Source organism: Larkinella ripae (assembly GCF_054780775.1).
This window is the reverse complement of sequence record NZ_BAAGVR010000020.1, coordinates 393047-419617: the sequence shown is the minus strand read 5'-3', so window position 1 is coordinate 419617 and position 26571 is coordinate 393047. Positions and strand designations below refer to the sequence as shown.

The following is a 26571-nucleotide window of genomic DNA, read 5'->3' as shown; positions in this document are numbered from 1 at the left end:
ACCCTAACCCAGTGTCTCCCCCGCAATCGCATCCGCCGGAACTTGGACGCCAGCGGGTCCGGGCGCCTGACGCGGGGCGGTGCCATCTGCCGTTTGCCGCTGCGGATGAAAAGCCAAATGATGAGCAGGCAGAGGGTGAATACGGCGGTGATGCTGAGGATGGTGTTCATGGTCAGAAGTTGGTTTCGATGTAGTCGGCGATTTCGAGGAAGGTTTGCCCGCAGTCGTTCATGTCGGCTAGTTCGCTGGCGTTATCGTAAGCGAGGTCTGCCTTTTCAAGGACTTTTTGCGAAGGGTAAGAAATCCCATCTACACCATGTTTATATGCCTTACGGCTATTCATTATCTGCCACGCTTTGGGATCGATCAGGTCAGCAAGAACGCCTAAACAGCAGTGCTGATACTCCCCTTTCAGATTTACCACACGGAGTGCACATTGAGCCTGCTGGTACTCTCCCGACCGTAGCGCGGCCAGCCATTTCGTCTTGATTTCAGCATTCATCTTATCTGCGGTTTTCAATTTGGAATCTGAGCACAAGGATGTCCAGCCACCGGCGAACAGCCCACGCCACCTGTCCGGCGGGCGCGGAGAATATCTGCTGGCGGGCGGTGGTCGCCAGGGTGTTGAGGTCGGTTGTCATGGCTTAGGCGGGAATTTTATCGTATACGACAGCTGGTCCGAACATCTTCGACTTCGGCTTTAATTCAAATTGTGGCGTCTTTTCCAGATCAGACATAAGGGCCATTTCGCCCGATCTTGTTCTGGGGTACTTGCCGCATTTGGCTAGCGAGTAACGGGACTCATTCGCATACTTCACGCTATTCTCCTGCTGGGAGTTAATCCAATCGACAGCCTGCTGCGAATCCATTGGTCCGTAAAGCGCAGTCCTGGTGTGGTAATCGACTACGTAATTGGCGTTAGAAATCTGGAACATAGCTGTCTATCTGGTCTCCCTGCTGGAGCCCGCCCGGTGGCGGGGTGGCTGGCGAATTGGTATAGACAAATGTAAGCGATTGCTAAATAAATACAAAGCAAATGCTTAATTATTTTTTAGCAAATGAATAAATATTTTCTTAGCGATTGCTAACTGATTAATAATCAACGTGTAGCGATTTGCGAAAGCCGATCAGAATTGCTAGGTTGTACAATCCTATGATCGAATTATACTTATGGATGTACGAGATGATTTCTTTGAAGCGCCGACCGAGGTTTCAAAAACGAAGACTGAAATTGTAAGGAAATATTTTTGGGCGTGGGCTAACGTAATAATCGCCAAGTCGCAACAAGAAACTTTAGCTTACGTTGATTTATTTTCTGGAACGGGCAAATACGAGAGTGGAGATAAATCAACCCCTATTCATATTATAGAAGGCGCAATTAGGAATCCGAAAATTAGTCAAAGGTTAATCACTATTTTCAACGACAGCAATCCGAAGCATACTGAAGCCCTCACAAAAGCAATAAGTGAAATTGAGTCTGTAGATACGCTGAGGTATCAACCGCAAATTTGGAATGAGAAGGTAGGCGATGAATTGGCTGCTGAATTCGGAAAGTATAAAATTATTCCTACACTCCTATTTGTTGATCCTTTTGGTTATAAAGGTTTAAGTTTAAAATTAATAGGCAATATTTTAAAAGATTGGGGTTGCGATTGTATTTTCTTTTTTAATTACAATCGTATCAATATGATTTTAAATAATCCCGTTTTACACAAAAATTCAAATCCGATATTTGGTGATGATATAATAGTCGAATTAAAAGAAAAAGTAAAAGGCTTACATCCTGTAAAAAGAGAAGAATTAATATTATTGACTATGCAGGACGCTTTAAAAAGTATCGGCGGCAAATATTCGATTTACTTTAAATTCTACAAAAAAGACGGCGTAAAGACTAGTCATTTTGTATTTTTTGTTTCCAAAAATCAATTAGCTTATACAATGATGAAGAGCATTATGGCTAAAGAAAGTAACTTTGAAATCGGGCAAATTTCTTCCTATTCCTATAATCCAAATCAAAAAAAGATTCACCGTCTACAGACGTTGTTTCCAAAATATTCTTTTGATGATTTATGGAAGGAAATTTTGAAGAAACATAGTGGCCAAGCCGTAAAATGTATTGACATATATTACGAAGCTCATTGTGGAACTAACTATAGCCCAACAGACTATAAAAATGCTCTTGTTTATTTAGAAAAAAATGGATATATTACATGTAATAAGCCGCTTGAAAAAAGAAAAAGAAAAGATAGCTTTACCTGTAGTGATGAATTAATCTTCACTTTTCCCTAAATATAAGTATGGCTCAGTCTTCAATTGAATGGACCGAAATGACCTGGAATCCTACAACTGGATGCGATAAATTAACGGCCGGTTGTAAGTTTTGTTATGCCGAAGTTATGGCAAAAAGGCTAAAGGCCATGGGTCAAAAAAAGTATGAAAATGGCTTTAAATTGGCATTGCATGAAGATGCGCTTGATGTTCCTTATTCATGGAAAAAGCCCAAAACCGTTTTTGTCAATTCCATGAGTGATTTGTTCCATAAAAACGTCCCTTTGGAGTTTGTTCAAAAAGTATTCAATGTAATGAATGACTGTTCTAAGCATACGTTTCAAGTATTGACAAAACGTGGTGACGTTCTTGAAAAATATTCTCCATATTTAAAGTGGACCCCTAACATTTGGATGGGCGTTTCGGTCGAAGATGCACGGGTATTGGAACGCATTGATGGACTTCGTAATTCGAGTGCGTTGACCAAATTTTTGTCCGTTGAACCGCTGCTGGGGCCACTTGAAAAAATTAATTTAACCGGGATAGATTGGGTAATAGTTGGCGGTGAGTCAGGACCAAAAGCCAGACCAATGAAAGAAGAATGGGTACAGAGTATTTTAAATCAATGTGAATTAGCCGGCGTTAAATTTTTCTTTAAACAGTGGGGTGGTAGGAATAAAAAAGAAACTGGACGCACCTTGAACGGAAAAACGTACGACGAAATGCCAGACCGATTTTTACAAGCAGCTTAATAATTCGCCTCGAAAGCCCACGTCCGGCCCAGCGAAATGCCTTGCTTTTCTGACCAGATCGTATGGTCGGCTTTAAAAACGATCGCCAGCCCCCGGTGATCGTTTTTTATTTCACCCAAACCGAATTCGCCGATCAGCCTCCGGACGAATGAATAGCCTTGTCCGGTCTCGATCGTCGGATGGAGAAGTAGTGGGCAAATTAAAACCGGAACCGTTCCAAAACCGTCGAATTTTGTATACTGATATTCATAAGCCTGCCGGATCAAGCCAGTTACATCCCGAATATCGTGCTCAATCGACGGTTTTTTAAACTCGATGCCGAACGCTACATCCGGATTTTTCCACCCGGAATTGTCGATCGGTTTTACAATAGCATCAATCCGTTTCTTTTTTCCGGTAAAATGGGTACCCCACACCTCCCGGGAAATATGGAAATGGTTGGATAGGCGGTTTAACACCATGGCCACCATTTCTTTCTCAGGCATATTTCGGTTTTTCATACTGAGCCGGTTTTTAACAGAATTTTCCGGATGGCATCGATTCCTTTTTGAAAGACGACGGTTTTAAAATATACATGCTGCGAACCGTCCGGTTTTGACCAGGATGTTTCCAGCACCCGGAACCAGCCACAATCAACGAATTTCTGGTACGGTTCATTATTCGTTCGCAGTACCCCTTCTAATCTCAAAATTTCAAATAGTTTATTGCGGCCAATATTCTTAAAATTTAGAATTTTAGCAACCTTGCTCAAATCAGCCACATCCTTGCTGTCGGTAACGGCATCATAAAAATCAATTTTCGGCTGGGCCACTTCATTCTCCTGCTTTAGCTTGGAGTTCTCAATCAACAGCCGTTCTTTGGCAACCTCGGCTTCGTAGATCATCATCGCCATATCCTTGCGCGAAAGTTCGGCGGGCGGCTGCAACTCGACCTTTCCGGTTCTGACCAGTTCGGACACCCATTCGTCGCACTGGATTTCAAAATCTACGTCCAGCCACTGAGCGAGCTTTAAAATCAGCTTTTCGTGAATCCATGTGCCGGGATTTAGCCCGCCCTGGCGCGTAAGGACCAAAGTCAGATTTTCTGACTTTGCCTGAATAGCAGCCACATAGCGTTTCACCGTTGGCAATGCCAGCCAGTTGACTGGCTTTTTGCCGAACGCCTGACACATGGTAGTTGCGTTGGCGTAGACCTGGCCGCCGACGACTTCAAACTCAATAACATGGCCTTTGTACTCGTAAATCTGTAGTCCGAACATGGCTGTGCTGGTTTAAAATTCGGTTGGTGTTGGTGAATCGGTGCTTCTGATCCGGTTGTTTGCCGGAGTATAGTGTAGCAATATGCCGCCCTCCTGGGTGTGGGTGGAACCGTTTCGGTTTTTAGCGACGATGTTAAACAGGTCGTTTTCGGATAATGGGCTACCGTCGGCCGCTGCCGTGATGCCGTAGTACGAAGGCCGGTAGAGAAAGATAACATTATCGGCATCCTGCTCGATGGATCCTGATTCTTTCAAATCCGAAAGCATCGGCCGTTTATCCCCACCTCTGGTTTCTACCGAACGGCTGAGCTGGGCCAGGGCAATTATTGGGATGTTGTGAATGATGGATAGTTCCTTAAGCTCCCGGCTGACCTCGGAAACCCGGCTATAACCGTCGCTATCGTTTTTACCGCCGGTTCGCATCAGTTGCAGGTAATCGACAATCACCAGTTTTAAACCGGCTTCATCAACGAGTTGCGTCACTTTGGCCCGAAACTGCGGCAGGGTGCGGATCTTATCGAATAGAAATATAGGCGCTTTGCCTAACCGCTCGGCCGAACTGCGAAGACTAAGGATGCTGATCGGGTTGCCATGCCGGTCACAGCCCGACATGACCTCGCCGTTTTTGTACTGCGTGTCAATGGCCAGCGTCCGGCGGGCCATCTGAACCCCGTTCATTTCCAGCGAGAACAAAGCGGTTGGTATACCCTGCTTAAAGGCAGTATTGTAAGCAATCTGGCACACTTCAGCCGTTTTTCCCATCCCGGGCCGGCCGGCCATAATCGTAAGCGTGGAGGGCTGCAAACCCTTTAAATAGAGGTCCAGCTCACCAAACAGAGTCTTTATACCAGTGATCGGATCGCCGGTTTTGGCAGCCTGTTCAGCCAGCGTAACGGCTTCATTCAGGTAATCTGAGTAGGTGATGTCAGTGTCGATCGACAGGCGTTTTTTAGCGTCAGACAGCCGCTTAATCATCGCGTCGATCAATTCGTGCGGATTGGTGCCCTGAATCTGGGCTTCGTTGATGGCCCAGGTGGAGGTATGCAAAACGTCTTCAATCAAAGCGTTCTGAAGCAGGATTTCGCACTTGTAGCTGATGTTTCCGGTAAAGCGGTTGGCCGCCCTAATGAAGGGCGTAAGCAGGTTTAACCAGGTACCGTGGTCGGTGTTGGTTTCTCCGTAAAGCCGGGTTAATTCATTGCTGACACTTACTAAGTCGGTGTTGAGGTTACGGCTGTGTAATTGCTGCATGGCCGTGAAAATCTTGGGCCCGTGCTCAATGGAAAAGATTTTCGGGTTTTGAATCATCACAGCCACCTCGCGGAAAGCTCCGCGCTGCGTCAGGCAAATGGCGATCAGTTCTCTTTCGGTGGCGTCGATGGTCCCCATTGGTCCAGGTAGTAAGGCAGAAGTCCCTCTGCGGTTTCAAGAATCAGTAAGTTGTCTGGTTTGAGCGGTTCCAGCGATTGCAGGATTTCGACAATCAGCGGATCGGGCGTTTCGGGCGGATCCAGGTCGGGCGTCCGGCGGCAGCGGCCCCGGTAGCCGGTATAGTTGCGGTGTAGATCCATTAATCGGGCACTTCCTGACGGATGCGGTTAGGTTGTGTGGTTTGATTCTGAAGCACTCCGGCGTACACCTGGGCCTTATGACCTTTTTTCTCTCCCGGTGGCCCGTCGATGGTCATTTTGTTCTGAATCCAGTTGTAGCACCAGCGTTTACATTCGCTGTAGACCCGGCAGCTTTCGCGCTTTTCAGCCATCTGGCGGGCAATAAACCGGCTAACGTAGTCGTGATACTGCTTATCGGTTATCGACAGCGAGCGGGCGCAGTTGTGAACCCATTCCTTATCGGCTAATAGGGTTGTCTGGTGTTGCAGCAAAACCTCGTTTAAAGTTTCCGAAATTGGCGTTTCGCCTTCAACATCATCATCAATAGTATTAACTGTATTATTATATTGTCCTTTTGGACAAGGGGTATTGTCTTTTTCGTCAACCCCTATTGTCTTTTTGGACAAGGGGGGGGCTTGTCCTTTTGGACAAGGGTCTTGCGCTTCAAACAGCGGCGTAGCTGGGATTCGGATGTGCCTTTGGAAGGTATCCTGGTTGATTTCAACCCTTACATATCCTTTCTTTTGCAGGGCTGAAATCCATTTGGAAATGCGCGTTTTGTCCACATCGTAGAGTTCGGCAAAGTATTGATTACTGGCAAAGCAGTAGCCCTCCCGGTTCGCCAGTGCGGTTATTTCTCCATAAAGTAGTTTTGCATTAGGCGGCAAATCCTTATCATACCGAACCGATGCCGGTATGACCGCGAAGTAAGTGGGCTGCATGGTGAGCGATTGCTAAGCGAATACCTCTTCCAGTTGGGCAGTCTTCTTCTGGGCCTTTGCTTTCCGGCGTTTCAGGACTTCAACAATGGCGTCCCAGACTTCCTCGATGTAGTATTGTTTTACCGTATTCTCAGGATCGGCCTTATCGGCTTCGATTTTGCGGATCGTAAGATGCACCGTCAGGCGGACGCGGTTGGCGTCGATTTTCTTAAACTTTTTCGGCAATACGCCCGATTTTACCCATTCACCCAGAACGGCAATGACCTCATTGGTATAATTGGTGTCCTTTATACTACCGTATAATAACTCCAATTGAGCATTTGTGTAATTTTTCTTTGCGGTTCTCATTGTTTTTGTATACGTTTGCTCTGCGTTAGCTAATCATTTATTAAACGTTTATGTATACGTTCACTAAACATTAGCACAATAATAAGCAAATGCTAAATAAAACGCAACAACAAATTATACAAATGCTAAAAATAAAATGGAAAAGACCGTAAAGGATGAATTGCGAAAGTGGACCACCGCGTTGATCAATGCGAAAGGTGGTGCTAATGAGGTGTCTAAGGCGACGGGGCTGAATTATCAGGTGCTTCGTCAGATTACTTTAGAGGAACGGCACCCAACCTGGGATGTATTCGCGGCATTGCATCAGCAGTGGCCGAATGATGTAAACTTGAATGCTCTGGCATCGGGAAGATTTGATAATGCCGGGCTACCAGACAGCGGGGGAGTGGGAAGCGGATCGGCCAGCGATGAGGTAGCTACACAGGTGCTTATTAAACAGGCCACCGAAAAAGCCGACCGGGAATTAGAGAAAATGAAGCTGGAGCTTAAGTTCAAAGACGAACTGCTGGAGACGGTCAAAGACCACAACCAGACGTTGAAAGTTGCCGTTGAAAATTTTCCAGAGGTAACTAACGACACCACGGGTGATTGCACCGATCCGGTTATTACGATTCCTCATCAGTATTTTCGTCACACTCGTTACAGTGAGTATGAAGTGGCGTCAATGATGGTGGATGTATTGATTCCGGGCCGGGCGTAGTTACCTCGTTAGTTACCGCAGCGCAAAAATGCGCGTTGAGTGGTTTAAAATAGAGCTATGAGATTTCCCAACAGAAAGCGACTTATTTTACAAACGGTCGGGGAGCGCGGATCGGTTGATGTGAAAGAACTGGCCGAATTGCTGCAAACATCGGAAATTACCATTCGCCGGGACTTGACTCTGCTGGCGGCTGATGGCTTGATTTACCGGACCCACGGGGGAGCGATGGACGTGCAGTTGGCGGCAAATCCCGTTAGGTTTGTCAACAAAACCGCCGTGAACTCCGAAAACAAAGACCACATCTGCCGGCTGGCGGCTCAGGAAATTCTGGAGGGCGATACTATTTTTCTGGATTGCGGCAGCACGGTTTTTCGCTTGTGCCAGTTTATCCGCAACAAGCGTATCCGGGTGATTACCAATTCACTGCCGGTTATCAATGAATTGATGCAGTCGGAGGTGACGGTCAATCTGGTGGGAGGAGAAGTGGATGCAAAACGCCAGGCGGTTCATGGGCTGATGGCCAACGAACACATTGCCCGCTACCGGGCGCACAAAGCATTTCTGGGCGTGGACGGTATTTCGGCGCAAAATGGCTTATCGGCGCACAGCGAAACCGAAGCTGAAATGACGCTGGCGATGGCTGCCCAGGCCGCGGAAGTGTATCTGTTGTGTGATTCGACGAAACTGGAAAAAGACAAATACGTGCAGTTTGCTCCGCTAAGCCTGATTCAGGTGCTGGTGACCGATTCGGACGCTTCGCCGTCAGTACTGGAGCGATACCGCAAAGGGGGCGTGCGGGTACTGAATTAATTCATGGACTGGTTATCGCTCGGGCGTTTGCGGCCCGGCATATCTTCGTAATTACCGGTCAGGATTGCGGCCTGGTGGAGCAGTTCAACGGCCTGAATTTCGTCGTACAGAATTTCGAGTTTCCGCTCGATGCGCCCGATTTCGGCAACGGCGTTTTGATAGGCAAAAAAATCTTCGTGAGGACCCCGGTTCTGCATCGACTCGGTCAGAAGGTATTTACCGGCCTGGAGGACGCCCCATGATGCGCGCAATTCATGCAAAATCGGACTGTATTTGGTCACTTTCAGAGCTCGCATTCTCAACGGCGGTTTTCGGCCGTAAAGATACACAAATTTGTAAGTAGGAACTACTCTGAAGAGGATGTTTCGGCACAGCCATTCCTTCGTGTCCTTCCTACTCATTTCATCCTTCGTTATTCACCATTCACCATTCTTCATTCGACCAATACCCCGGTGAGAGAAACAAAAGAATATCGAATCATGAATGTTGAATAACGAAGGACGAATGGACAGGATATGACGGACGGGAACTATCAATAACGAAAACCAACAATTCGGTACCGGATGGGTTAAGAAATAAACAAAACCTAAAGAGGGGTATGGAAAGTCAAACGATCGAAAATCCGGAAGTCAGTCATCAACTGGGTCCGTATGATGTTGCGGAAGATGTGCGAGGAATCAAGAACCTGTTTGTCAACGTTTACTTCATTGGCGAACCTCAGCCGGGCGCCAAATGGGTGTTAATCGATGCGGGTACGCCCAGCGGAGCCGATTCCATCCGGCAGAAAGCCCGGGAATTATTTGGGGAGAACAATCCTCCGCAGGCCATCGTTTTAACGCACGGTCATTTTGATCACACCGGCTCACTCGAATCGCTGCTCAAGGAGTGGAGCGCGGTTCCGGTTTATGCCCATTCGCTGGAACTGCCCTTTTTGCAGGGCAAATCCAGTTATCCACCACCGGATCCGGCCGTGGGAGGTGGAGCAATGGCGTATCTGTCGTGGATGTTTCCCACGGGTCCTTCCAATTTTGGCGACCGGGTCCGGCCGCTTCCGACGGAAGGGCCAATACCTGAACTGCCGGATTGGCGGGTACTTCACACGCCCGGTCATGCGCCCGGCCATATTTCGTTGTTTCGGGAAAGCGACCGGGTCCTGATTGCGGGGGATGCGTTTACCAATACAAACCAAAATTCGGCCATTGCCGTAGCCACGCAAAAAGAGGAATTGCACGGTCCCCCGGCTTATTTCACGTTCGATTGGGTAGCTTCCAAACGTTCCATTCAGGAAATTGCCACCCTGAATCCCACCGCAGCCGGAACCGGCCACGGGAAAGCGATTCGGGGCATCCAACTGCCGCAGCTGCTGGAAGATCTGATTCATAATTTTGAAGAAAAAGAAGTGCCTAAAGGCGGTCGCTATGTCAAGCAGCCCGCCCATACGGACGAGCAGGGTGTTGTCGATATGCCGCCCCCGGTTTCGTTCCACGTGGCCCGGGCCGTAGGCATCGGACTGATTGTCGGCACGGTTATGTTTCTATTTGGCAGCAAGCGGAAATAACAGGTTTTTAGCAAAGCCACCACTATAAAAAGCCCCGGGGTTCAGACCTCCGGGGCTTTTGCAGTTCGTTATTTACCCGAAAACCGCCATTTTGTAAACACCGGGGACCCAATTGGCGTTTTATACATACGTATAACCTGTGTTGAGACTGTGAAGTATGGAACGCCGTAATATAATCATATTGATTGCCAGTGCCGTTGTTGTGTTGTTTGTGGGCTGGTTTACGCTGAAACATTTTGGCGTACTGAATAAAAATGAAGTGCCGGCCGAGGGCTGGAACCGGGACCAGGCCGAATTGGTGATGCGCCAATTGTGCCGGGCCGCCGACTCCGTTGGCATCGACACGGCCCGCTACGCATTCGTGGAAACCGATACCAAAAAAGAATTTGGTGAGAAATTCACTAGTTTACTGCTCGAGTTGCGCTACGGCCTAAAACCGTCCCGAATCACGTATACCAAGCTGCCGGAAAAAGTCGACACCGTCTGGGCGATTGCCATGTTGAAAAAAGACGAAGGCAAATCGGCGCTGGATTCGCTGAAGAAAACCCCGGTTTTTGGTCATTACACCACGCTGGTTAATCATTACCTCCGGCTGCGAAAAGCCGCCGTTTACGACACGGCTAAGTACGTCCGGCAAACGCTGAATTTCTACCGGTACCTGAATCGCTTTGAATTTGACCGGTTTTTGGTGGTTAACATTCCCGCTGCCCAGCTAAATATCTACGATCGCAGCGGCAAATGCCTGTTGCCGATGGATGTGATTGCGGGCAAGAAGGACGCCAAAACGCCGTTTTTTACCACCTATCTGACCGATATCATCACGTATCCGTACTGGAATGTGCCGCGCGGCATCGGGATCAAGGAGATTCTGCCGAAAGTGCAGGCCGACGCGCAATACCTGGAAAACCAGAATATGGAAGTGCTGGACGAAAAAGACCAGGTCGTTGATCCCTCGGACATTGAATGGGATGAAATGTCCGCCGAAAATTTTCCGTACCGATTTCGGCAGGCATCGGGTTGCAGTAACTCACTGGGCCTGATCAAGTTTAACCTAACGGGGCCCGGCGCAATTTACCTGCACGACACCAACGCCCGGGATCTGTTCGATCTGACGTCCGACCGCTGGCGGAGCCACGGCTGTATGCGCGTGCAGAAACCGGTTGAACTGGCCAACTACCTGATGGAAGAACCGGTGCTGGACGAAGGATTTATGAACCGCTGCATGGTCGATCAGAAACCGCAGACCCTGAAACTGCCCAAGCCCTTCCCGGTTTTTGTGGTGTACAACCGGGTCGATGTTGATGAAAAAGGGCAGCTACAGGCCTACCGCGACGTGTACGGACTGGACGGCCGGCCGATGTAATTACAGCAGAAACGTTGATTTCTGGATGTAATTCGGATTGGGCGAATAAACAAACAGGCAGGAACCGCCTTTAATGGCCTGGATAATGGCCTTGCTGCTGGCATTGGAAACCGCCGGACACCCCTGGCTGCGTCCCAGCCGACCGGTTTGGCGGATGAAGTCCTCGCAAACGTAATCGGCGCCGTGCATCACAATCGCCCGGCTGAAGGCGTTATCATTGAAACCGCGTTCCAGGCCTTGCAGTTGCAGCGATAAACCGTGTTTGCCCTGGTAGGTGCCGAGCGTCTGGTAAAAACCCAGGCTCGACTGGAAAGACGATGAAGTGTTGGAGAACGTGGCCGCCATCAGTTCGCCCGAATTCCGGCCGTGGGCCACATACTCCTGAAACAGCAGTTTATGACTTTCAAGGTCGATGACGTACAGCCGCTTGTGACTTGAGGGCTGGCTCAAATCGACAATACTAAGTACCGATTTAGGAAAATTGGTCTTTTGCAACCCGCGCAGCGCATAGTCGAATACCTCCTTACGAAGGCCGATGCTGTCGAGGTTCAGTTCAGAGTGAATCCCGGACCAAAGGCTGTTTCGGTCGAGTGCCGAGTGAGCCATGTGTTTGACCGTGGTGCCGATGCTGGCAAGGCTGAAGGGCAAGATGGCAAAGAAAATCAGCAGCGCTTTTTTCATAAAACGTTGATTAACTTGTCAGTAAGTAAGATGGATTGTAGTTTATTAACGCCAATGCCATCAGAATAATTCGACAAACCAATGAATTTCTGCATGATTCGTCCCTTCTGGATTCAATTCGTAATTCTATTGCTCTGGCATTCAGCCGGTTTTGGACTTCCCGTTGTTTCGATTCTGACGCATAAAAAACCGGGTGAAACGGAGCTGAACCAGGCAGCAAACCGGGCCATTGCCGTGCTGAAAAAGCAGGGTGGCGGCACCCTGACGTATCCGGCCGGGCGGTTTGTGCAGGGCCCCGTTGAAATAACCGGTTCGTCGATCAGTATTCAGGGGGCCGGGATCGGAAGGACGTTCATCATCAGGAATACGCAGCGGGGCTACGCGTTTTGGGCTAATGCGAAAAAGGCGGTTTTTATCCGGGATTTGAGCATCGACTGCGACAAAAGCCCGATTGAGGGGGGCATCTATTTCGGCGGGTGTACGGCCAGCGGGGCCGACCGCGTGTCGATCAGTAAGGCTGATGCTTCGACGTTTGTGGTTGAAAATCAATTATTTAATGCGGGTGAAACCAAGGCGCCTTCCGATGGCAACCTGTTTCGGAATTGCCGGGCCATCGGACAAAAACGGTATCACGACGTGGGGGGTAAATCCCCTTTTATTGCCGGTGGATACGCCCGAAACACCCGCTTCGAATCCTGCACCGTGACCGACTGCGTGGGCGATGCGTTCGACAGCGACAATGCACCGGGTAGCGTCTTTGTGCGCTGTGTTGCCCGGAACACCAAAGGAACCAGCCCGTATGCCGGTTTTTGGTCGGAAGGCGAACAAACCGACTCCGACCACCGGGTAACCTGGACCCAGTGCCAAGCTACCGGATACCGGGTGGGTTTTGGCATTTCGGAGCGCGTCAAAGCCACGATTCAGAACGGGGAAGCCGAAAACTGCGTCAACGCGGTTAAAGGATTGCACCACCAATACCGCATCCTGATTACCGGTTTTACGGCCCGCAATTGCGGCAAAGGGTTGGAAGCCACCGACACGGACGGGGCGCTGACGTTCAGCGGGCCGGTCACCCTGCGAAACGTTAAAACCCTGAAAACGGTGGCCCGCAACTCGTTTGCCAACTACGGCGGGGGCACCTCCACCAGCGAAGAAACCATCATCGGGCCCGGTTGCGAATTTGACAGGGATGCGTACATTAGCTACGAAAATTCCGGTTCGCGCCGAATTACGGTCAACGGGGCGACGTTTCGGGGCGGAAACATCCGGTATTACAACGGCCAACTGACCGAATTGCTGGTCAAAAACAGCCATTTCATCAACAGCGGCATTGTGGGTGCCCGGATCAAGCAGAGTCGGATCACCGACGGAAGCCGGTTTGTTACCACTGACAGCACCAAAACCGCCATTCAACTAAGTCTCGATTCGTTCAATACAACGGTGGAAAATTCCACGTTTGAAGGGTATAACAAGGTATCGAACAACGCCAGACTGGGAACCGGCGTTCGGCAAAACAACCGGCGGCAGGGACCGCGCTGATTCCGAAATCACCAAACCACTATGTCACCTTACGAAGACGCCGTTGTGCGCGAACTGAACACCTGGCGGGTGAAGATGATGCGCAAACCGTCGGCGATCAACCGGCTTTCCAAAAATCTGCAAACCCGGATCAACCGAATCATTCCTGAGAAAGTCCATCAGGCCATCACCGCCACCATCAAGCAGATGACGCGGGCGGTTTTGTTCGGTGCGGAGTTCCTGACCCGCGAGCCGGTTTTGCACCACTTGTCGCTGGAGGAACGGGAAGAACGGGTGCGGGACCGGATTACGTTCTACAAAACCGCCGGGGCTGCGGAGGGGGGCGTAACCGGTGCGGGTGGTCTGCTGCTGGGTCTGGCCGACTTCCCGATTCTGCTGGCCCTGAAAATGAAACTGCTGTTCGAGATCGCGGCCATGTACGGGTACCCGATCAATGAATACAAGGAGCGGCTCTACATCATGCACATTTTTCAGCTGGCCTTTTCGAGTCAGGAACGTCGCCAGGCGGTTTACCACCAGATGACCAACTGGCAGGCGAAAAGTCAGTTGCTCCCCGATGACATCGACCAGTTCGATTGGCGCACTTTCCAGCAGGAATACCGCGATTATATTGATCTGGCCAAAATGGCGCAGCTTGTTCCGGGCATTGGGGCCGCCGTGGGGCTGGTGGTCAACTACCGCCTGCTGGATGCCCTGGGTAAAACCGCCATGAATGCCTACCGGATGCGCTGGGCGGAAGCCAGAACGCTGGAAATGAACGAAGCAAACCAGTAGTTTACGGTTTACGGTTTACGGTTTACGGTTTACGGTTTACGGGGGACAAGGGTTTGGAGCTGACGCGTTGGTAGTGTGCGTCAGCTGCCGAAAACCGTGAACTGTTTCTACTGCCGGGGCGGATTGATCATAATGTGCGCCCGGTGCGTGCCGGGGTCCATGATCCAGGGCATACCCGGCGCTTCGGCTTTGAGCGGCAGACCGGTGCTCTCGGCGGTGGCGTAGGGAATATAAACCACGTAACGCAGGTACCCTTTTTTTACCTCACCTGTTGCCGCATTATAACTGGAATCGGGAGCGGAGTAAACAAACAGCGAGGAGGGCTGTTTGGGCATTTTCCATTTGCCCGCTTTTTCTTCTTCTTCCCGGATTTTCATGATTTCGGCCGGGTTTTTCCCTTCTTTCTTTAGTTCCCGGCCCCGCGCCATAAATGGTTCCAGCCCTTTGTGGTAGCAGGAAATATTCAAGCCTTTCTGAGCAGGATCATCCGCCAAACAGACGTAATCATTTGTGCCTCTGCGGAGCACAACGAGTTCATTTTTCCCGGAATACCCGTAAACTGTAGCCCCATCGCGTTTGTCGGTCGGAGCGGCCAGCACGGCGGTTTTTATTTGCAGGTCGGGCGTTGGCGCGGTGGTCTGGGCAAAGACCTGTGCTGCGCAAAAACCGCTCAGCAGAAACACGGTAAATTTTTTCATGGGAGCAGGAAGAAGGGGGTTGGAAGGTAGAATGCGGTTTAGAAGTTGGGGGAATTCCAAACAGAACCTAATTAAGAATTATAAATGCAAAATGTAAAATCGTAAATGGAAAAGTGACCCCGGTTGAAACCACATTCACAGTCAGCATCCTACATTTTGCATCTACGAGTCTGAATTCTAAAAAGCGTGTTCAGGGGCAGCGGCTCAGTGGTGATGACCACCCGGGCCGTGCACGTGTTTGTGCATGACCTCTTCGTCCGTAGCATCGCGTACGTCAATGACTTCAACATCGAAATTCAATTCCTGACCGGCCAGTGGGTGGTTTCCGTCAATGGTTACCTCTTCGTTGCCCACTTCCGTAACCGTAACAACCTGTCCCTGGTTCGTCTGAAACTGCATGCCCACCTGAACCGGCTGACCACCAAAAGCGCTGATCGGAACGGCCTGGATCATCTCCGCATTACGGACACCGTAACCGTCTTCGGCCGGCACCTTAATCTGAAACTTGTCGCCCGGCGATTTGCCGTCCAGCCCATTTTCCATCCCCGGAATGAGGTTGCCCTCGCCGTGCAGGTAATAGAGAGGATCGCGTCCTTCGCTGGAGTCGAGAACATTACCGTCGTTGTCGCGCAGGGTGTAATGAATACCGGCAACTTTGTGTTTGGAAATTTGCATAATGTACGAATTGAATAAAAAGCAAAGGTGACATTTTTTTGACAAAGGATGTTCATCCTGGTCTTTTTCTACGATAAGATTAGCGGGTTACGGCGGCTGAAAATGAAATATTCCGTCGGCTACCCCGTTAACCCAACTACATTCTGACAACAATTTGAAGGCGGGATGTGTTAAAAGTTGATGGTATTTTCTCAACGTTTTTGTTCAACAAACCATTTTCAATCATGCAAAGAAAAGCAGTTCTCGCCGTTGCCTTGGCAATGGGCCTTTTCGTAGGCGCCGGAAAAGTCGCTGTCGCTCAGACGGTTGAAGTTCGGGACACTACGTCCAACCGGAATTCGGCAACGCAGCCAGCCGCTACTACCCAGCCGGGCGTGATGCCCAGCAGCAACACCTCCGTATCGACTCAGGGCAGCGGGAACGCCTACGGCCCCATGGGAGCCGGGCGCGAATCCCGCGGTGGCATGAAACCGGGTGGATCAACGGGCCGCGATCTGGCCATCAGTGCCGCCCGGTCCGCCGAGCACACGATGCTGTTCCGGGCGCTGCGCGTTTCCGGACTCGACGACCAGGCTGCCGGAAAAGGACCATACACGGTTTTTGCGCCCACCAACGAAGCCTTCGACAAACTCCCGGCCGGCACCTTTGACGGGTTGCTGCAACCGGCTTCCAAATCGAAACTGGTGAAACTGCTGTCCTACCACGTCGTGAAAGGAAACTACACCGCGGATCAGTTGCAGGATGGTCAGAAGCTGAAAACCGTCACCGGCGGCACGCTGACCGTTGGCAAACAGGGCGACGTGACCACCATCACGGACGACCAGGGCAATGCCGCCACCATCAACCGGGCCGATCTGGAAGCCACCAATGGCACCATCCATTCGATTGACGCGGTATTGATGCCAAAAGGAAAGTAAGTTTTAGAATGATGAAGTAGGAATGATGAACGATGAATTCGTGTGCGGTAGCCCATTCATCGTTCATCATTCAAATTGCAGGTAAGGGGACATTTTGGCAATTAGCGTTCGCCATTTTACATTTACCACTCCATTTCTTTATTCCCTTGCCATGCTTTTTCTGCTCCTGAGCATTCTGCTCTCGGTCGTGCTGCTGCTTAATTTTCGGATTTTCCCGCGGTTTCAGGTCAATACGTTTCAGGCCATTGTATTCAACTACCCGGTTTGTTTCCTGACCGGTTTTTTGTTGCTGCCCCGCAACCAGCCGTTTTCCATTGATTTTGCGCAGACCTGGACCTGGCTGGCGCTGGGACTGGGCGTTGGTTTCATCATCACCTTTATTCTGTCGGGAATTTCGACGCAGCGAATGGGCATCACGGCAACTTCATTGGCCAACAACATGTCGCTGGTAGTGCCGGTTTGTTTCAGTCTGTTCGTTTTTGAAACCGGCGGCAAAACGTTTGATGCGCTGAATTACATCGGTCTGGTGCTGGCCGTGGTGGCCGTCGGACTCAGCACGTTTAAAAAAGAAGAAGGTCAGCCCGTCCGGGTGCTGGGCTGGAATACGCTCCTGCCAGTGGCGGTTTTTTTACTGTACGGCATCACCAACACGATGATCAACTACATGAACCTTCGGTACATTCCGTCGGCCGATAAAACCTTGCAGGTGACGCTCACGATGGTGTTGGGAGCGATTGCTGCCGGTTTTATCATGTTGGCTTACCGATCCATTCAGGGCGCTGAAAAAATCGAACTCCGGAACCTGGTGGGAGCCGTTACGCTGGGTGTACCCAACTTTCTGAGTTTTTACACCCTGCTGCTGGCGCTCTCCCAGTTTGGCGGCAACGGTGCCTTTGTCTACCCGCTTTATAATATCGGGGTCATTCTGGTGGCTGCGCTGGCGGCTGCGGTTTTTTTCAAAGAACGATTGCTGGTGCTCAACCAAATCGGGTTGGGACTGGCCGTTCTGGCCATCGGTCTGATTTCGTGGCAGGAGCTGGCGCAGGTGGTGAGGTGAACGACATGGCTCACCTCTCTTGTCTAATTCTCTTTTATCTCCTGACTCTTTTCCGTATTTTTCGCCCTTCAACGTCTATTCCAAATCCTGCATGAACCGTCGTCAGACTCTTGCTGCTTTAGCCGCCACAACCGGCGGAGCCCTCTTATCCTCTTCCGCCATGTCCGCTACTGTCGAGCCCACCCTCGTAAAAGATCCTCCGCCTTTTGCCTACGCGCTGAATGTGAGCACCATTCGGGGTCAAAACCTGGGGTTTGTCAAAGAACTGGAGGTGGCTTCCAAAGCCGGTTTTCGCCACGTCGAAATCTGGATGAATTCGTTTCAGGATTACCTGAAGTCCCATTCGACCGCCGATGTCCGGAAGTTGCTGGGTGATCTGGGGCTGAAAGTCGAAAACGCCATCGGGTTTGCGCAGTGGATTGTGGATGATGAAACGACCCGGACCAAGGGCGTCGAGCAACTCAAAAAGGAGATGGAATTGCTGGCCGAAATTGGCTGCAAGCGCACGGCGGCTCCCCCGATGGGCGCCACCAACCAGGCCGGTCTGGATTTGCGCAAAGCCGCCGAACGCTACCGGACCATTCTCGAACTCGGTGATAAAACCGGGGTGGTGCCGCAACTCGAACTGTGGGGCGGTTCTAAAAACCTGAATAAATTAAGCGAGGTGATGTTTATCGCCGTCGAAAGCGGCCATCCGTCGGCGCGGGTATTACTCGATATTTACCACCTCTACAAAGGCGGTTCCAGCCCGGCGAGTTTGCCGCTGGTCGGAAAACCGGGGATCGAAGTGTTTCACCTGAACGATTACCCGACCAATCCGCCCCGCGAAACCATCGTCGACGCCGACCGGGTGTATCCGGGCGACGGCATTGGGCCGGTCCGCGAAACGCTGAAGCAAATCAAAACGCCCGGCAAAACCATCGTCCTGTCGCTGGAACTCTTCAACAAAACCTACTACGCGCAGGACGCGCTGGCCGTGTCCAAAACCGGGTTGGAGAAAATGAAGAAGGTGGCGGAAGGAGTTTAGAAGAGTAAAATTGTTTCGCGGAGTTGAGCGGAGTAGGAACGAGGTGAGCAGAGGCTCCGCTTATCTCTTTTTCCTCCGCTCAACTCCGCGAAACAGTTCACCTCAAATCAGTGCGAGTCCCGCTTCACCACTGGCCCGGAACCGCCTTGCAGAAAATCGAAATCCGCGCCTTCGTGGGCCTGTAAAACGTGACGGATATACATCCGGGTGTAGCCCCGGTCGTAGCCCAGATCCAGCGGTTTGAAGTGCGCCAGCCGGAGGGCCAGTTCTTCATCCTCGACGTGCAGGTGCAACAGGCGGTTTTCAACGTCCAGCGTAATCAGATCGCCATCCTTCACCAGCGCCAGATTCCCGCCAACGGCGGCTTCCGGCGAAACGTGCAGCACGACCGTTCCAAAACCGGTGCCGCTCATTCGTCCGTCCGAAATCCGGACCATGTCGTGTACGCCCTGCGCCAGCACCTTGGCCGGCAGCTGCATGTTCCCCACTTCGGGCATTCCGGGATAGCCTTTCGGTCCGACGTTTTTGAGTACCAGCACGCAGGAGGCATCAACGTCCAGGTCCGGATCATCCACGCGCTTCTTGTAATCGTCGATGTTCTCGAAAACCACCGCCCGACCCGTGTGCTGCATGAGTTCGGGAGAAGCCGCCGATGGCTTCATAACGGCCCCGTTCGGACACAGATTGCCCCGCAAAACCGCCACGCCCGACTCCGGTTTGAACGGTTCGGCCACCGATGCAATCACCTCGCGGTTGTAACACTCCGCGTTGGCGCAGTTCTCGCCCAGCGTTCGCCCGTTGATGGTCAGGGCGTCGTTGTGCAGGAATTGTTTCAATTCATTGATGATGGCGGGCAGGCCACCGGCGTAAAATAAATCCTCCACAAAATGCTCGCCCGACGGCTGCAAATTGGCCAGCAGCGGAATTTTGGCCGACAGTTTATCAAAATCATCAATCGACAATTCCACGCCCATCCGGCCGGCGATGGCCGTCAGGTGAATGATGAAGTTGGTGGAACCGCCCAGAGCCGCGTTGACCATAATGGCATTTTCAAACGCCTGCCGGGTCAGAATCTGCGAGGGCCGGATGTTTTGCCGGGCCAGTTCCACGGCCCGCATTCCGGCCAGGTGGGCCAGCACTTTCCGGCGCGAATCGGCGGCCGGAATGGTGGCATTGTCGGGCAGGGCCAACCCCAGCGACTCGACCATGGCGGCCATCGTCGAGGCCGTTCCCATCACGGCGCAGTGGCCCTGGCTGCGGGCCATGCAGGCTTCGGCGGCCACAAATTCCTCCTGCGACATTTCGCCTTTTTTGTTCGCTTCGGCAAACCGCCAGAGGTCGGAGGTGCCGATGTTACGCCCTTTGTACTTGCCGGCCAGCATGGGACCGCCCGACACCACGAGCGTAGGCAGATCGACGCTGCACGCGCCCATCACCAGCGAAGGCGTGGTTTTGTCGCAGCCGCACAGCAGCACCACGGCATCCATCGAATTGCCCCGAATCGACTCTTCCACGTCCATGCTGGCGAGGTTGCGGAACAACATGGTGGTCGGTTTCATCTGGCATTCGCCCAGTGACATCACCGGAAATTCCAGCGGAAAACCGCCCGCTTCCCAGACGCCCCGCTTGACGGCTTCGGCCAGGTCGCGAAAGTGGGCGTTGCAGGGGGTCAATTCAGAAAACGTATTGCAGATGCCGACAACCGGCTTACTTTCAAACAAATGGTGCGGAAAGCCCTGGTTTTTCATCCAGGCCCGGTAAATAAAACCGTCTTTACCGGTGCGGCCAAACCATTCTTGCGAGCGAAGGTGCATTTTTAAAGCGGGGTGTTAGTGAGTAAAGGAAACTGTATTCAACCAGAAAAGAACGCCGGAGCGCGTTTGGGCGGTAAGTTAGAAAGTTTTTGGTAAATGAAGGGCTTCCCTGATTTCATCAATACTATTTAATATCTTCGCAAAGCTTACCCATCTTACTGTACAAAATGAACGCACACGTTACCTGTTTTCTGATCGACGAAGACGACCAGGAATTGTTTACGTTGGCATTGAAAAAATTGGACCCAAGCCTGACTTGTGTGGTTGCCGACGATTGTGGAGAAGCGCTGCAAAAACTGAAACAGGATGACAATTTCTGGCCCCAATATATTTTTCTGGATTTGAACATGCCCCGCATGCACGGAAAGCAGTGTTTGATGGAACTGAAGAAAATTGCCCGCATCCGGCACATTCCCATTATCATCTATTCGACCTCGTCCGAACCCCGGGATATTCAGGAGACCAAAGCCCTGGGTGCGTCGGATTTCCTGACAAAACCGCCCCTGATTTCAACCCTGACGGCCCGGTTATCGAAACTGTTGCTGGACCGGCCGATGGCCTAAGCGGATTTTCATGAAAACGAAGAATCCGCCCCCTGGGTATCCCTTTCTCGCCGGTGGGGGCGAAATGGGTGAGTTGATCCGATCGGTGGATTGGTCCCGAAACCCGTTGGGACCCATCGAAAACTGGCCCCAAAGCCTGCGGACTACGGTAAGCATTATCCTGCATTCCAAGTTTCCCATGTTCCTGTTCTGGGGGCCGGAATTAATCTGCTTTTACAATGATGCCTACCGGCCCAGTCTGGGGGCCGAAGGAAAACATCCGGTGGCTTTGGGACAGCGGGGCGCGGAGGTCTGGCCCGAAATCTGGCCCACCATTAAACCGTGGATCGATCAGGTGATGCGTGGGGGCGAAGCGACCTGGAACGAAGATTTACTGCTGCCGATTTACCGCAATGGCCGGGTCGAGGATGGGTACTGGACCTTCAGCTACAGCCCGGTGCACGATGAGTCGGGCGAGGTCGGTGGGGTGTTTGTGACCTGTACGGAAACTACCGAAAAGACCCTAAATCTGCGAACGCTTGGCGAAAGCAAAGATCAGTTGCAGTTTGCCATCGAAGCCGCCGAACTGGGTGCCTGGGACCTGAATCCGGCCACCAACCGGTTTACGGGCAATGACCGGCTGAAAGCGTGGTTTGGTCTGAAACCCGAGGAAGAGATTGATCTGGGCCTGGCCATTGCAACCATGGCCGAAAAAGACCGGGAACGCGTGTCCGCAGCCATTCAAACCGCCCTGCAATTCGGTTCGGGAGGTAACTATAACATTGATTATACGATTGTTAACCGACAGAGCGGGCAGGAACGGCAGGTGCGGGCGAAAGGCAAGGCTTTTTTTGACGAATCAGGAATTGCCTACCGGTTTAACGGCATCCTTCGGGACATTACTGAAGAAGTACGCGCCCGCGAAAACGAGCAGAAACTGCTGATGCTGATCGAAAACAGCGTCGATCTGATGGCGGTGCTGGAACTGGACGGTCGGAATTCCTACATCAACAAAGCCGGGAAACTATTGCTGGGCATCGACGAGCAGGAAAATGTTTCCCAAATTCCGATCACGGATTTGCACACGCCGGAACAATACGAGTTTGTCAGTTCTGAAATCATTCCCACGGTGATGAAAACCGGTCGCTGGTCGGGCCCATTTTCTGTCCGGAACCGAAAAACCGGCGAAATTCTGCTGCTCTACAACAACTGCCTGCGCATCGATGATCCGGTAACCGGCCTGCCGATGGCGGTGGGAGCGGTTATGCGCGATTTGCGCCCGGAAATGGCGGCCCAGAAAGCGCTGGAAGCAAGCCGGGAGCGGTTTCGGCTCCTGGCCGATTTTATGCCCCAGTTTGTTTGGGCGGCCGATTCGGCGGGCCGGCTGAACTACTTCAACCAGTCGGTTTTCAACTATTCAGGGGTGTCGGCGGAAGTGGAGCCGGAAAAGCTCTGGCTCCAACTGATTCATCCGGACGAACGCCAGGCGACGACCGAAGCCTGGTGGCACAGCCTGAAAACCGGCCGCGATTTTGTGTTTCAGCACCGGTTCCGCCGGGCCGACGGCGAATACCGCTGGCAATTGAGTCGGGCGCTGCCGGTGCGGGACGGTGACGGCCCGATTCAGTGGTGGATCGGGACCAGCACGGATGTTGACGACCAGAAAAAAATGGCTGACGAGCTGGAGCGAATGGTGACGCAGCGAACCCGGGAACTCTACGACAGCAACCAGGAACTGATCAAAACCAACCACGACCTGGAGCAGTTTGCCTACATCGCCAGCCACGATTTGCAGGAACCGCTCCGCAAAATTCAGTCGTTTGCCGAGTTGTTACACCTGAATCTGGACGATGCCCAGACGGCGGGTCAGTACCTGACCAAAATCAGCACGTCGGCGCAGCGCATGGCGGATTTGATCAAATCCGTGCTGAATTATTCCCGGCTGTCGCATACGGATGACCAGTTTACGGAGACGGATTTGAACCAGGTACTTACCAACGTCGAGACGGATTTTGAACTGTTGATTGCGCAAAAAGGAGCCACCCTCAGCTGGTCGGTTCTGCCGGTTTTGGAAGGCAACCCGACGCACCTTCACCAGTTGTTTTCCAATCTGATCGGGAATGCCCTAAAGTTTTCCGCGCAAAATCCCCTCATTTCCATTTCCTCCGCGCCCGTTTTGCCTGCCGAACGGGTTCTTTTACCCGGTTTGAATCCGGCCCTTGCGTACGTTCATATTCAGGTGAAAGACAACGGCATCGGTTTTGAACCGGAGTATGCCGAGCGCGTTTTTACGATCTTTCAGCGGCTGAACCACAGCAAAGCCTACCACGGAACCGGCATTGGATTGGCACTCTGCCGGAAAATTGTGGAGAACCACGGAGGGATCATCCGGGCCGAAAGCGAATTGAATCAGGGCGCGACCTTCCACATTTACCTGCCAGTCAGGCGGTGAGATACAGTTTTCGGTATACGGTTTTCAGTGTTCGAAATTCGCTATTCATTCTTTATGTATTGACTTGAATCAACAGAGCCAAGCCCAATACCGAAAACCGTATACCAAAAACCGGTAACCGGTAACCTCACTGCACCAGCTCCTGAATTTTTTTACTCAGATCGTTTCCGCGCAGATTTCGGGCGATGATTTTTCCGGAAGGATCCAGCAGGAAGTTGGCCGGAACGCTGTTGATACCGTACTGCTGGGCCACTTCATTTTTCCAGCCTTTCAGGTCGCTGACGTGCGCCCAGGTCAGGTTGTCTTTCCGGATGGCATTCAACCAGTTCTGCCTGTTGTTATCGAGCGAAACCGAGAAAATGGTGAAGTTCTTGCCCTTAAAGGTCTGGTACGTCTGGACCAGATTCGGATTTTCTTCCCGGCACGGTCCGCACCAGCTCGCCCAGAAATCGACCAGCACGTATTTGCCTTTAAACGATGACAACTTGACTACCTTGCCCAGCGTATCGGTCTGGGCAAATTCTGGTGCTAGTTTGCCCACGTTGAAGCGGTTGATGAGGTCGATCTGCTGCCGAAAAAACCGGGCCTGCTGCGATTTGCCAATTTCCATCGTTTCCAGTTTCGTTAGCATGCTATCCGCCCCCGCAATATCGTTGAGATTCAGGAGAACCCCCAGGACATTGACGCTGGCGGCACGGTTCGGGTGATCGGAAATGAATTTTTTAAACCGGGCCTGATCCTGTTGAATGGCGGTCTCCTGTTCCTTTCGAGCCAGTTGCATGCCGCTGGCATCGTTGGTGGCCCGGGCATTGCCGTACCGGGCTTCAATGCGTTTGTACCGGTTGGTAATGGCCGTATCCTGCATCATGGTTTCCAGATTTTTTCGCAGGTTTTCTTCCTGCGAGCCCGTAACCTTCGCGGCCCAGAGCGAGTCGGCATCACCCCGGATGGTTAAGGCCGAATTTTCCAAATAAAAATGCTGCTGACCCGGTTTGTCGGCTACTTTCAGGGTAAAGAAAGCCACCTCGTCCAGCTTGCCCTTAAACAAGAATTGTCCCCTGGCATTTGCCGTCGTGGTGTCCGAATGCTGGCGGGTCTTGTAGAAAGAATTTTCGGTTAAGATGACTTTTTTATTGGCGGCATTCTTCAAAAAACCGCTGATGGTGTATCCGTCGGTGGCCGCTGAAGCACTGGTTTTTTTGACGACTTTCGACTGGGAATAGCCCTCGATCAGGAGCAAAGACAACAGTGAACTTACGAATAGAAATTTCATGAACAGTCAATTTTGGGTTCATTAAGGGGGCACGACGCACCGGGTCGCATCATCCCGGAGAAAAGGGCAAAGGCAATGCCAAACCGGAACCGGTTTTTGGGTTTCACCGAAAATCTTCCTAACGGCCACTGCCTGTCCTTCAAACAAAAGGGGGGGCGTTGATGGTTCCTATTGAAATTAGCCCAATTTCAGTAGATTTGGCCGTTTTTGGGTCAATAAGGGCCGAATCTGCATAAACCATCTCGCCATGACGCTAAAATTTGCTTGCTCCCGCTGGCTGCTCCTGACTGCACTCATCGGTTTTTCCGCCTGTTCCCGAAACCCGGTTACGGGCAAACGCGAACTGTCGCTGATGTCAACGGAACAGGAAATTGCCATCGGCAAAGAATCCCATCCGTCGGTGGTCTCCACCATGGGGCTTTACGACGATAAGAAACTGACGGATTTTATTAACCTGAAAGGCAAGGCAATGGCGAAGGTTTCGCACCGCCCCGATTTGCCGTACCAATTCTTTATCGTTGATTCGCCGGTGGTCAACGCCTTTGCCGTGCCCGGAGGCTACGTCTATTTCACGCGCGGTATTATGGCGCACTTCAACAACGAAGCGGAATTTGCCGGGGTGCTCGGTCACGAAATTGGTCACATTACCGCCCGCCATTCGGCCCGGCAGCAAACCGGTCAGTTATTGGGCACGCTGGGGATGATTGGTGGGGCCATTCTGGTGCCGCAACTGGGCCAGAACCTCGAAGCTTTGCAGCAGGGCCTGGGTCTGTTTTTACTGAAATACAGCCGCGATCACGAGTCGGAATCGGATAAAATTGGGGTCGAATATTCGAGTAAAATCGGCTACGACGCGCACCAGATGGCCAATTTCTTTTCAACCATCAAGCGGATTTCCGACAATGCGGGCCAGCAGGTGCCCACGTTCATGTCGACGCACCCCGATCCGGCCAACCGCAATTCGAAGGTCAACGAAATGGCGACGGCCTACCAGCAACAGAACAAAGCCACGTATCAGGTGGAACGCGACCGGTATTTACGGATGATCGACGGCATTCTGTACGGCGAAGATCCCCGCCAGGGCTTTGTCGAAAAAGACATGTTTTACCACCCTGAACTCAAATTCCAGTTCCCGGTTCCGAAGGGCTGGCAACACCAGAATTCGCCCGCCCAGTTTCAGATGGCGGCCAAAGACGGGAAATCGGCCATGATTTTAATGCTGGCAAAAGGCAACTCGCTCGAAGAAGCCTCCAAGACGCTGGTGCAGCAACTAGGTTTGAAGGTGCTGGAAAACCAGCGAACGACCATCAACGGCAATCCGGCCTACGTCCTCATTTCGCAGCAGCAACAACCGCAGCAACAGGGCCAGCCGCAGCAACCGCAGGATCCGAAGACGACGCTTCAGATTGGCACCTGGCTGATTCAGTACGGCAATGCCATTTACGCCCTGCACGGTTTGGCCACGGCCAGCGATTTTGAGGGCGCCTTTCGCACGTTCCGCCCGGTGGCCGAAAATTTCCGGGCGCTGACCGATCCGGAAAAAATCAACCGCAAACCCGAACGGGTTCAGGTCAAGACGGTTTCGCGCGAGGGCACCTTTCGGGACGTAATGGGCACGCTGGGAATGCCATCGAACCGGCTGGAGGAGCTGGGCGTGCTCAACAGCCTGCGCCCGGACGATAAAGTGAGCCGCGGGTCGCTGGTCAAAATTATTGGCCGTTAACGGGAGGTGA

The 26571-nt window shown here is 51.7% G+C and carries 28 protein-coding genes; 14 read left to right on the top strand and 14 right to left on the bottom strand.

The features are described 5' to 3' along the window. Positions 1 to 172 precede the first annotated feature (172 nt). Positions 173 to 502 carry a hypothetical protein gene (locus ACYVHX_RS12825; RefSeq protein WP_460672043.1) on the bottom strand — a complete coding sequence of 110 codons (330 nt, stop codon included), beginning with the start codon at positions 500 to 502 and terminating at the stop codon, positions 173 to 175. 1 nt (position 503) lies between these two features. Continuing rightward, entirely contained in the window at positions 504 to 641 is a 138-nt protein-coding gene (locus ACYVHX_RS12820) for a hypothetical protein (RefSeq protein ID WP_460672042.1), read from the bottom strand. A gap of 529 nt (positions 642 to 1170) precedes the next feature. Between ACYVHX_RS12820 and ACYVHX_RS12815 the strand changes: the two genes are divergently transcribed. Together ACYVHX_RS12815 and ACYVHX_RS12810 are read left to right on the top strand one after the other, a co-directional pair. Next, complete coding sequence (locus tag ACYVHX_RS12815; protein WP_460672041.1) at positions 1171 to 2289, top strand: three-Cys-motif partner protein TcmP; 1119 nt, start codon at positions 1171 to 1173, stop codon at positions 2287 to 2289. Between the two features lie 8 nt (positions 2290 to 2297). Continuing rightward, complete coding sequence (locus ACYVHX_RS12810) at positions 2298 to 3020, top strand: DUF5131 family protein (protein WP_460672040.1); 723 nt, start codon at positions 2298 to 2300, stop codon at positions 3018 to 3020. Here the strand turns inward: ACYVHX_RS12810 and ACYVHX_RS12805 are convergent. The 6 genes from ACYVHX_RS12805 to ACYVHX_RS12780 are packed head-to-tail and all read right to left on the bottom strand — an operon-like array spanning position 3017 to position 6958. After that, entirely contained in the window at positions 3017 to 3520 is a 504-nt protein-coding gene (locus ACYVHX_RS12805; protein ID WP_460672039.1) for a hypothetical protein, read from the bottom strand. The genes ACYVHX_RS12810 and ACYVHX_RS12805 overlap by 4 nt on opposite strands. Continuing rightward, on the bottom strand, positions 3517 to 4278 hold the full coding sequence (locus ACYVHX_RS12800; protein ID WP_460672038.1) for a phage antirepressor KilAC domain-containing protein: 762 nt from the start codon (positions 4276 to 4278) through the stop codon (positions 3517 to 3519). Before ACYVHX_RS12800 ends, ACYVHX_RS12805 begins: the two co-directional genes overlap by 4 nt. 12 nt (positions 4279 to 4290) lie before the next feature. Then, on the bottom strand, positions 4291 to 5667 hold the full coding sequence (locus tag ACYVHX_RS12795) for a replicative DNA helicase (RefSeq protein ID WP_460672037.1): 1377 nt from the start codon (positions 5665 to 5667) through the stop codon (positions 4291 to 4293). Then, the gene (locus ACYVHX_RS12790) at positions 5634 to 5849 is read right to left on the bottom strand and encodes a hypothetical protein (protein ID WP_460672036.1); all 216 of its coding nucleotides are present in this window, start codon (positions 5847 to 5849) and stop codon (positions 5634 to 5636) included. The genes ACYVHX_RS12795 and ACYVHX_RS12790 overlap by 34 nt, the downstream gene beginning before the upstream one ends. After that, positions 5849 to 6610 (bottom strand): helix-turn-helix domain-containing protein, encoded by a 762-nt coding sequence (locus tag ACYVHX_RS12785; RefSeq protein ID WP_460672035.1) that lies wholly within the window; start codon positions 6608 to 6610, stop codon positions 5849 to 5851. The genes ACYVHX_RS12790 and ACYVHX_RS12785 overlap by 1 nt, the downstream gene beginning before the upstream one ends. Before the next feature lie 12 nt (positions 6611 to 6622). Then, complete coding sequence (locus tag ACYVHX_RS12780; protein ID WP_460672034.1) at positions 6623 to 6958, bottom strand: hypothetical protein; 336 nt, start codon at positions 6956 to 6958, stop codon at positions 6623 to 6625. 136 nt (positions 6959 to 7094) lie between these two features. On the opposite strand from ACYVHX_RS12780, the gene ACYVHX_RS12775 reads away from it, so the two are divergent. Further along, complete coding sequence (locus ACYVHX_RS12775) at positions 7095 to 7658, top strand: hypothetical protein (protein WP_460672033.1); 564 nt, start codon at positions 7095 to 7097, stop codon at positions 7656 to 7658. A gap of 57 nt (positions 7659 to 7715) precedes the next feature. After that, positions 7716 to 8468, top strand: coding sequence for a DeoR/GlpR family DNA-binding transcription regulator (locus ACYVHX_RS12770; RefSeq protein WP_460672032.1), 753 nt, complete (start codon positions 7716 to 7718; stop codon positions 8466 to 8468). Here ACYVHX_RS12770 and ACYVHX_RS12765 read toward each other — a convergent pair. Then, positions 8465 to 8764 carry a hypothetical protein gene (locus ACYVHX_RS12765; RefSeq protein WP_460672031.1) on the bottom strand — a complete coding sequence of 100 codons (300 nt, stop codon included), beginning with the start codon at positions 8762 to 8764 and terminating at the stop codon, positions 8465 to 8467. The genes ACYVHX_RS12770 and ACYVHX_RS12765 overlap by 4 nt on opposite strands. 302 nt (positions 8765 to 9066) lie before the next feature. Between ACYVHX_RS12765 and ACYVHX_RS12760 the strand changes: the two genes are divergently transcribed. Together ACYVHX_RS12760 and ACYVHX_RS12755 are read left to right on the top strand one after the other, a co-directional pair. Continuing rightward, positions 9067 to 10026, top strand: coding sequence for an MBL fold metallo-hydrolase (locus ACYVHX_RS12760; RefSeq protein ID WP_460672030.1), 960 nt, complete (start codon positions 9067 to 9069; stop codon positions 10024 to 10026). Positions 10027 to 10183: 157 nt separating this feature from the next. After that, positions 10184 to 11389, top strand: a complete 1206-nt coding sequence (locus ACYVHX_RS12755) for a L,D-transpeptidase family protein (protein ID WP_460672029.1) — start codon at positions 10184 to 10186, stop codon at positions 11387 to 11389. On the opposite strand, the gene ACYVHX_RS12750 is transcribed toward ACYVHX_RS12755, so the two are convergent. Next, entirely contained in the window at positions 11390 to 12070 is a 681-nt protein-coding gene (locus tag ACYVHX_RS12750) for a murein L,D-transpeptidase catalytic domain family protein (protein WP_460672028.1), read from the bottom strand. A 93-nt stretch (positions 12071 to 12163) separates the two neighbouring features. Here ACYVHX_RS12750 and ACYVHX_RS12745 point away from each other — a divergent pair, with 93 nt between their 5' ends. Then, complete coding sequence (locus ACYVHX_RS12745) at positions 12164 to 13609, top strand: hypothetical protein (RefSeq protein WP_460672027.1); 1446 nt, start codon at positions 12164 to 12166, stop codon at positions 13607 to 13609. Positions 13610 to 13630: 21 nt separating this feature from the next. After that, on the top strand, positions 13631 to 14383 hold the full coding sequence (locus tag ACYVHX_RS12740) for an EcsC family protein (RefSeq protein WP_460672026.1): 753 nt from the start codon (positions 13631 to 13633) through the stop codon (positions 14381 to 14383). Between the two features lie 107 nt (positions 14384 to 14490). Here the strand turns inward: ACYVHX_RS12740 and ACYVHX_RS12735 are convergent, their stop codons facing one another. Continuing rightward, complete coding sequence (locus ACYVHX_RS12735; protein WP_460672025.1) at positions 14491 to 15081, bottom strand: hypothetical protein; 591 nt, start codon at positions 15079 to 15081, stop codon at positions 14491 to 14493. Between the two features lie 204 nt (positions 15082 to 15285). After that, positions 15286 to 15756, bottom strand: a complete 471-nt coding sequence (locus ACYVHX_RS12730; protein WP_460672024.1) for an FKBP-type peptidyl-prolyl cis-trans isomerase — start codon at positions 15754 to 15756, stop codon at positions 15286 to 15288. A 224-nt stretch (positions 15757 to 15980) separates the two neighbouring features. Between ACYVHX_RS12730 and ACYVHX_RS12725 the strand changes: the two genes are divergently transcribed. The 3 genes from ACYVHX_RS12725 (at position 15981) to ACYVHX_RS12715 (ending at position 18757) form a co-directional block, all read left to right on the top strand. Continuing rightward, positions 15981 to 16673: a fasciclin domain-containing protein gene (locus ACYVHX_RS12725; RefSeq protein WP_460672023.1), complete on the top strand. Its 693-nt coding sequence runs from the start codon at positions 15981 to 15983 to the stop codon at positions 16671 to 16673. Between the two features lie 151 nt (positions 16674 to 16824). Then, positions 16825 to 17730 (top strand): EamA/RhaT family transporter, encoded by a 906-nt coding sequence (locus ACYVHX_RS12720; RefSeq protein WP_460672022.1) that lies wholly within the window; start codon positions 16825 to 16827, stop codon positions 17728 to 17730. 91 nt (positions 17731 to 17821) lie between these two features. After that, positions 17822 to 18757, top strand: a complete 936-nt coding sequence (locus ACYVHX_RS12715) for a sugar phosphate isomerase/epimerase family protein (protein ID WP_460672021.1) — start codon at positions 17822 to 17824, stop codon at positions 18755 to 18757. A 107-nt stretch (positions 18758 to 18864) separates the two neighbouring features. On the opposite strand, the gene ACYVHX_RS12710 is transcribed toward ACYVHX_RS12715, so the two are convergent. After that, a complete protein-coding gene (locus tag ACYVHX_RS12710) occupies positions 18865 to 20571 on the bottom strand; it encodes an IlvD/Edd family dehydratase (protein WP_460672020.1) in 1707 nt (568 codons plus the stop codon). Between the two features lie 167 nt (positions 20572 to 20738). On the opposite strand from ACYVHX_RS12710, the gene ACYVHX_RS12705 reads away from it, so the two are divergent. Both ACYVHX_RS12705 and ACYVHX_RS12700 read left to right on the top strand, forming a co-directional pair. Beyond that, entirely contained in the window at positions 20739 to 21134 is a 396-nt protein-coding gene (locus ACYVHX_RS12705; protein ID WP_460672019.1) for a response regulator, read from the top strand. A 10-nt stretch (positions 21135 to 21144) separates the two neighbouring features. After that, the gene (locus ACYVHX_RS12700) at positions 21145 to 23565 is read left to right on the top strand and encodes a PAS domain-containing sensor histidine kinase (RefSeq protein ID WP_460672018.1); all 2421 of its coding nucleotides are present in this window, start codon (positions 21145 to 21147) and stop codon (positions 23563 to 23565) included. A 127-nt stretch (positions 23566 to 23692) separates the two neighbouring features. On the opposite strand, the gene ACYVHX_RS12695 is transcribed toward ACYVHX_RS12700, so the two are convergent. After that, a complete protein-coding gene (locus tag ACYVHX_RS12695) occupies positions 23693 to 24838 on the bottom strand; it encodes a redoxin domain-containing protein (protein ID WP_460672017.1) in 1146 nt (381 codons plus the stop codon). A 247-nt stretch (positions 24839 to 25085) separates the two neighbouring features. Between ACYVHX_RS12695 and ACYVHX_RS12690 the strand changes: the two genes are divergently transcribed. Continuing rightward, complete coding sequence (locus tag ACYVHX_RS12690; protein ID WP_460672016.1) at positions 25086 to 26561, top strand: M48 family metalloprotease; 1476 nt, start codon at positions 25086 to 25088, stop codon at positions 26559 to 26561. Positions 26562 to 26571: the final 10 nt, after the last annotated feature.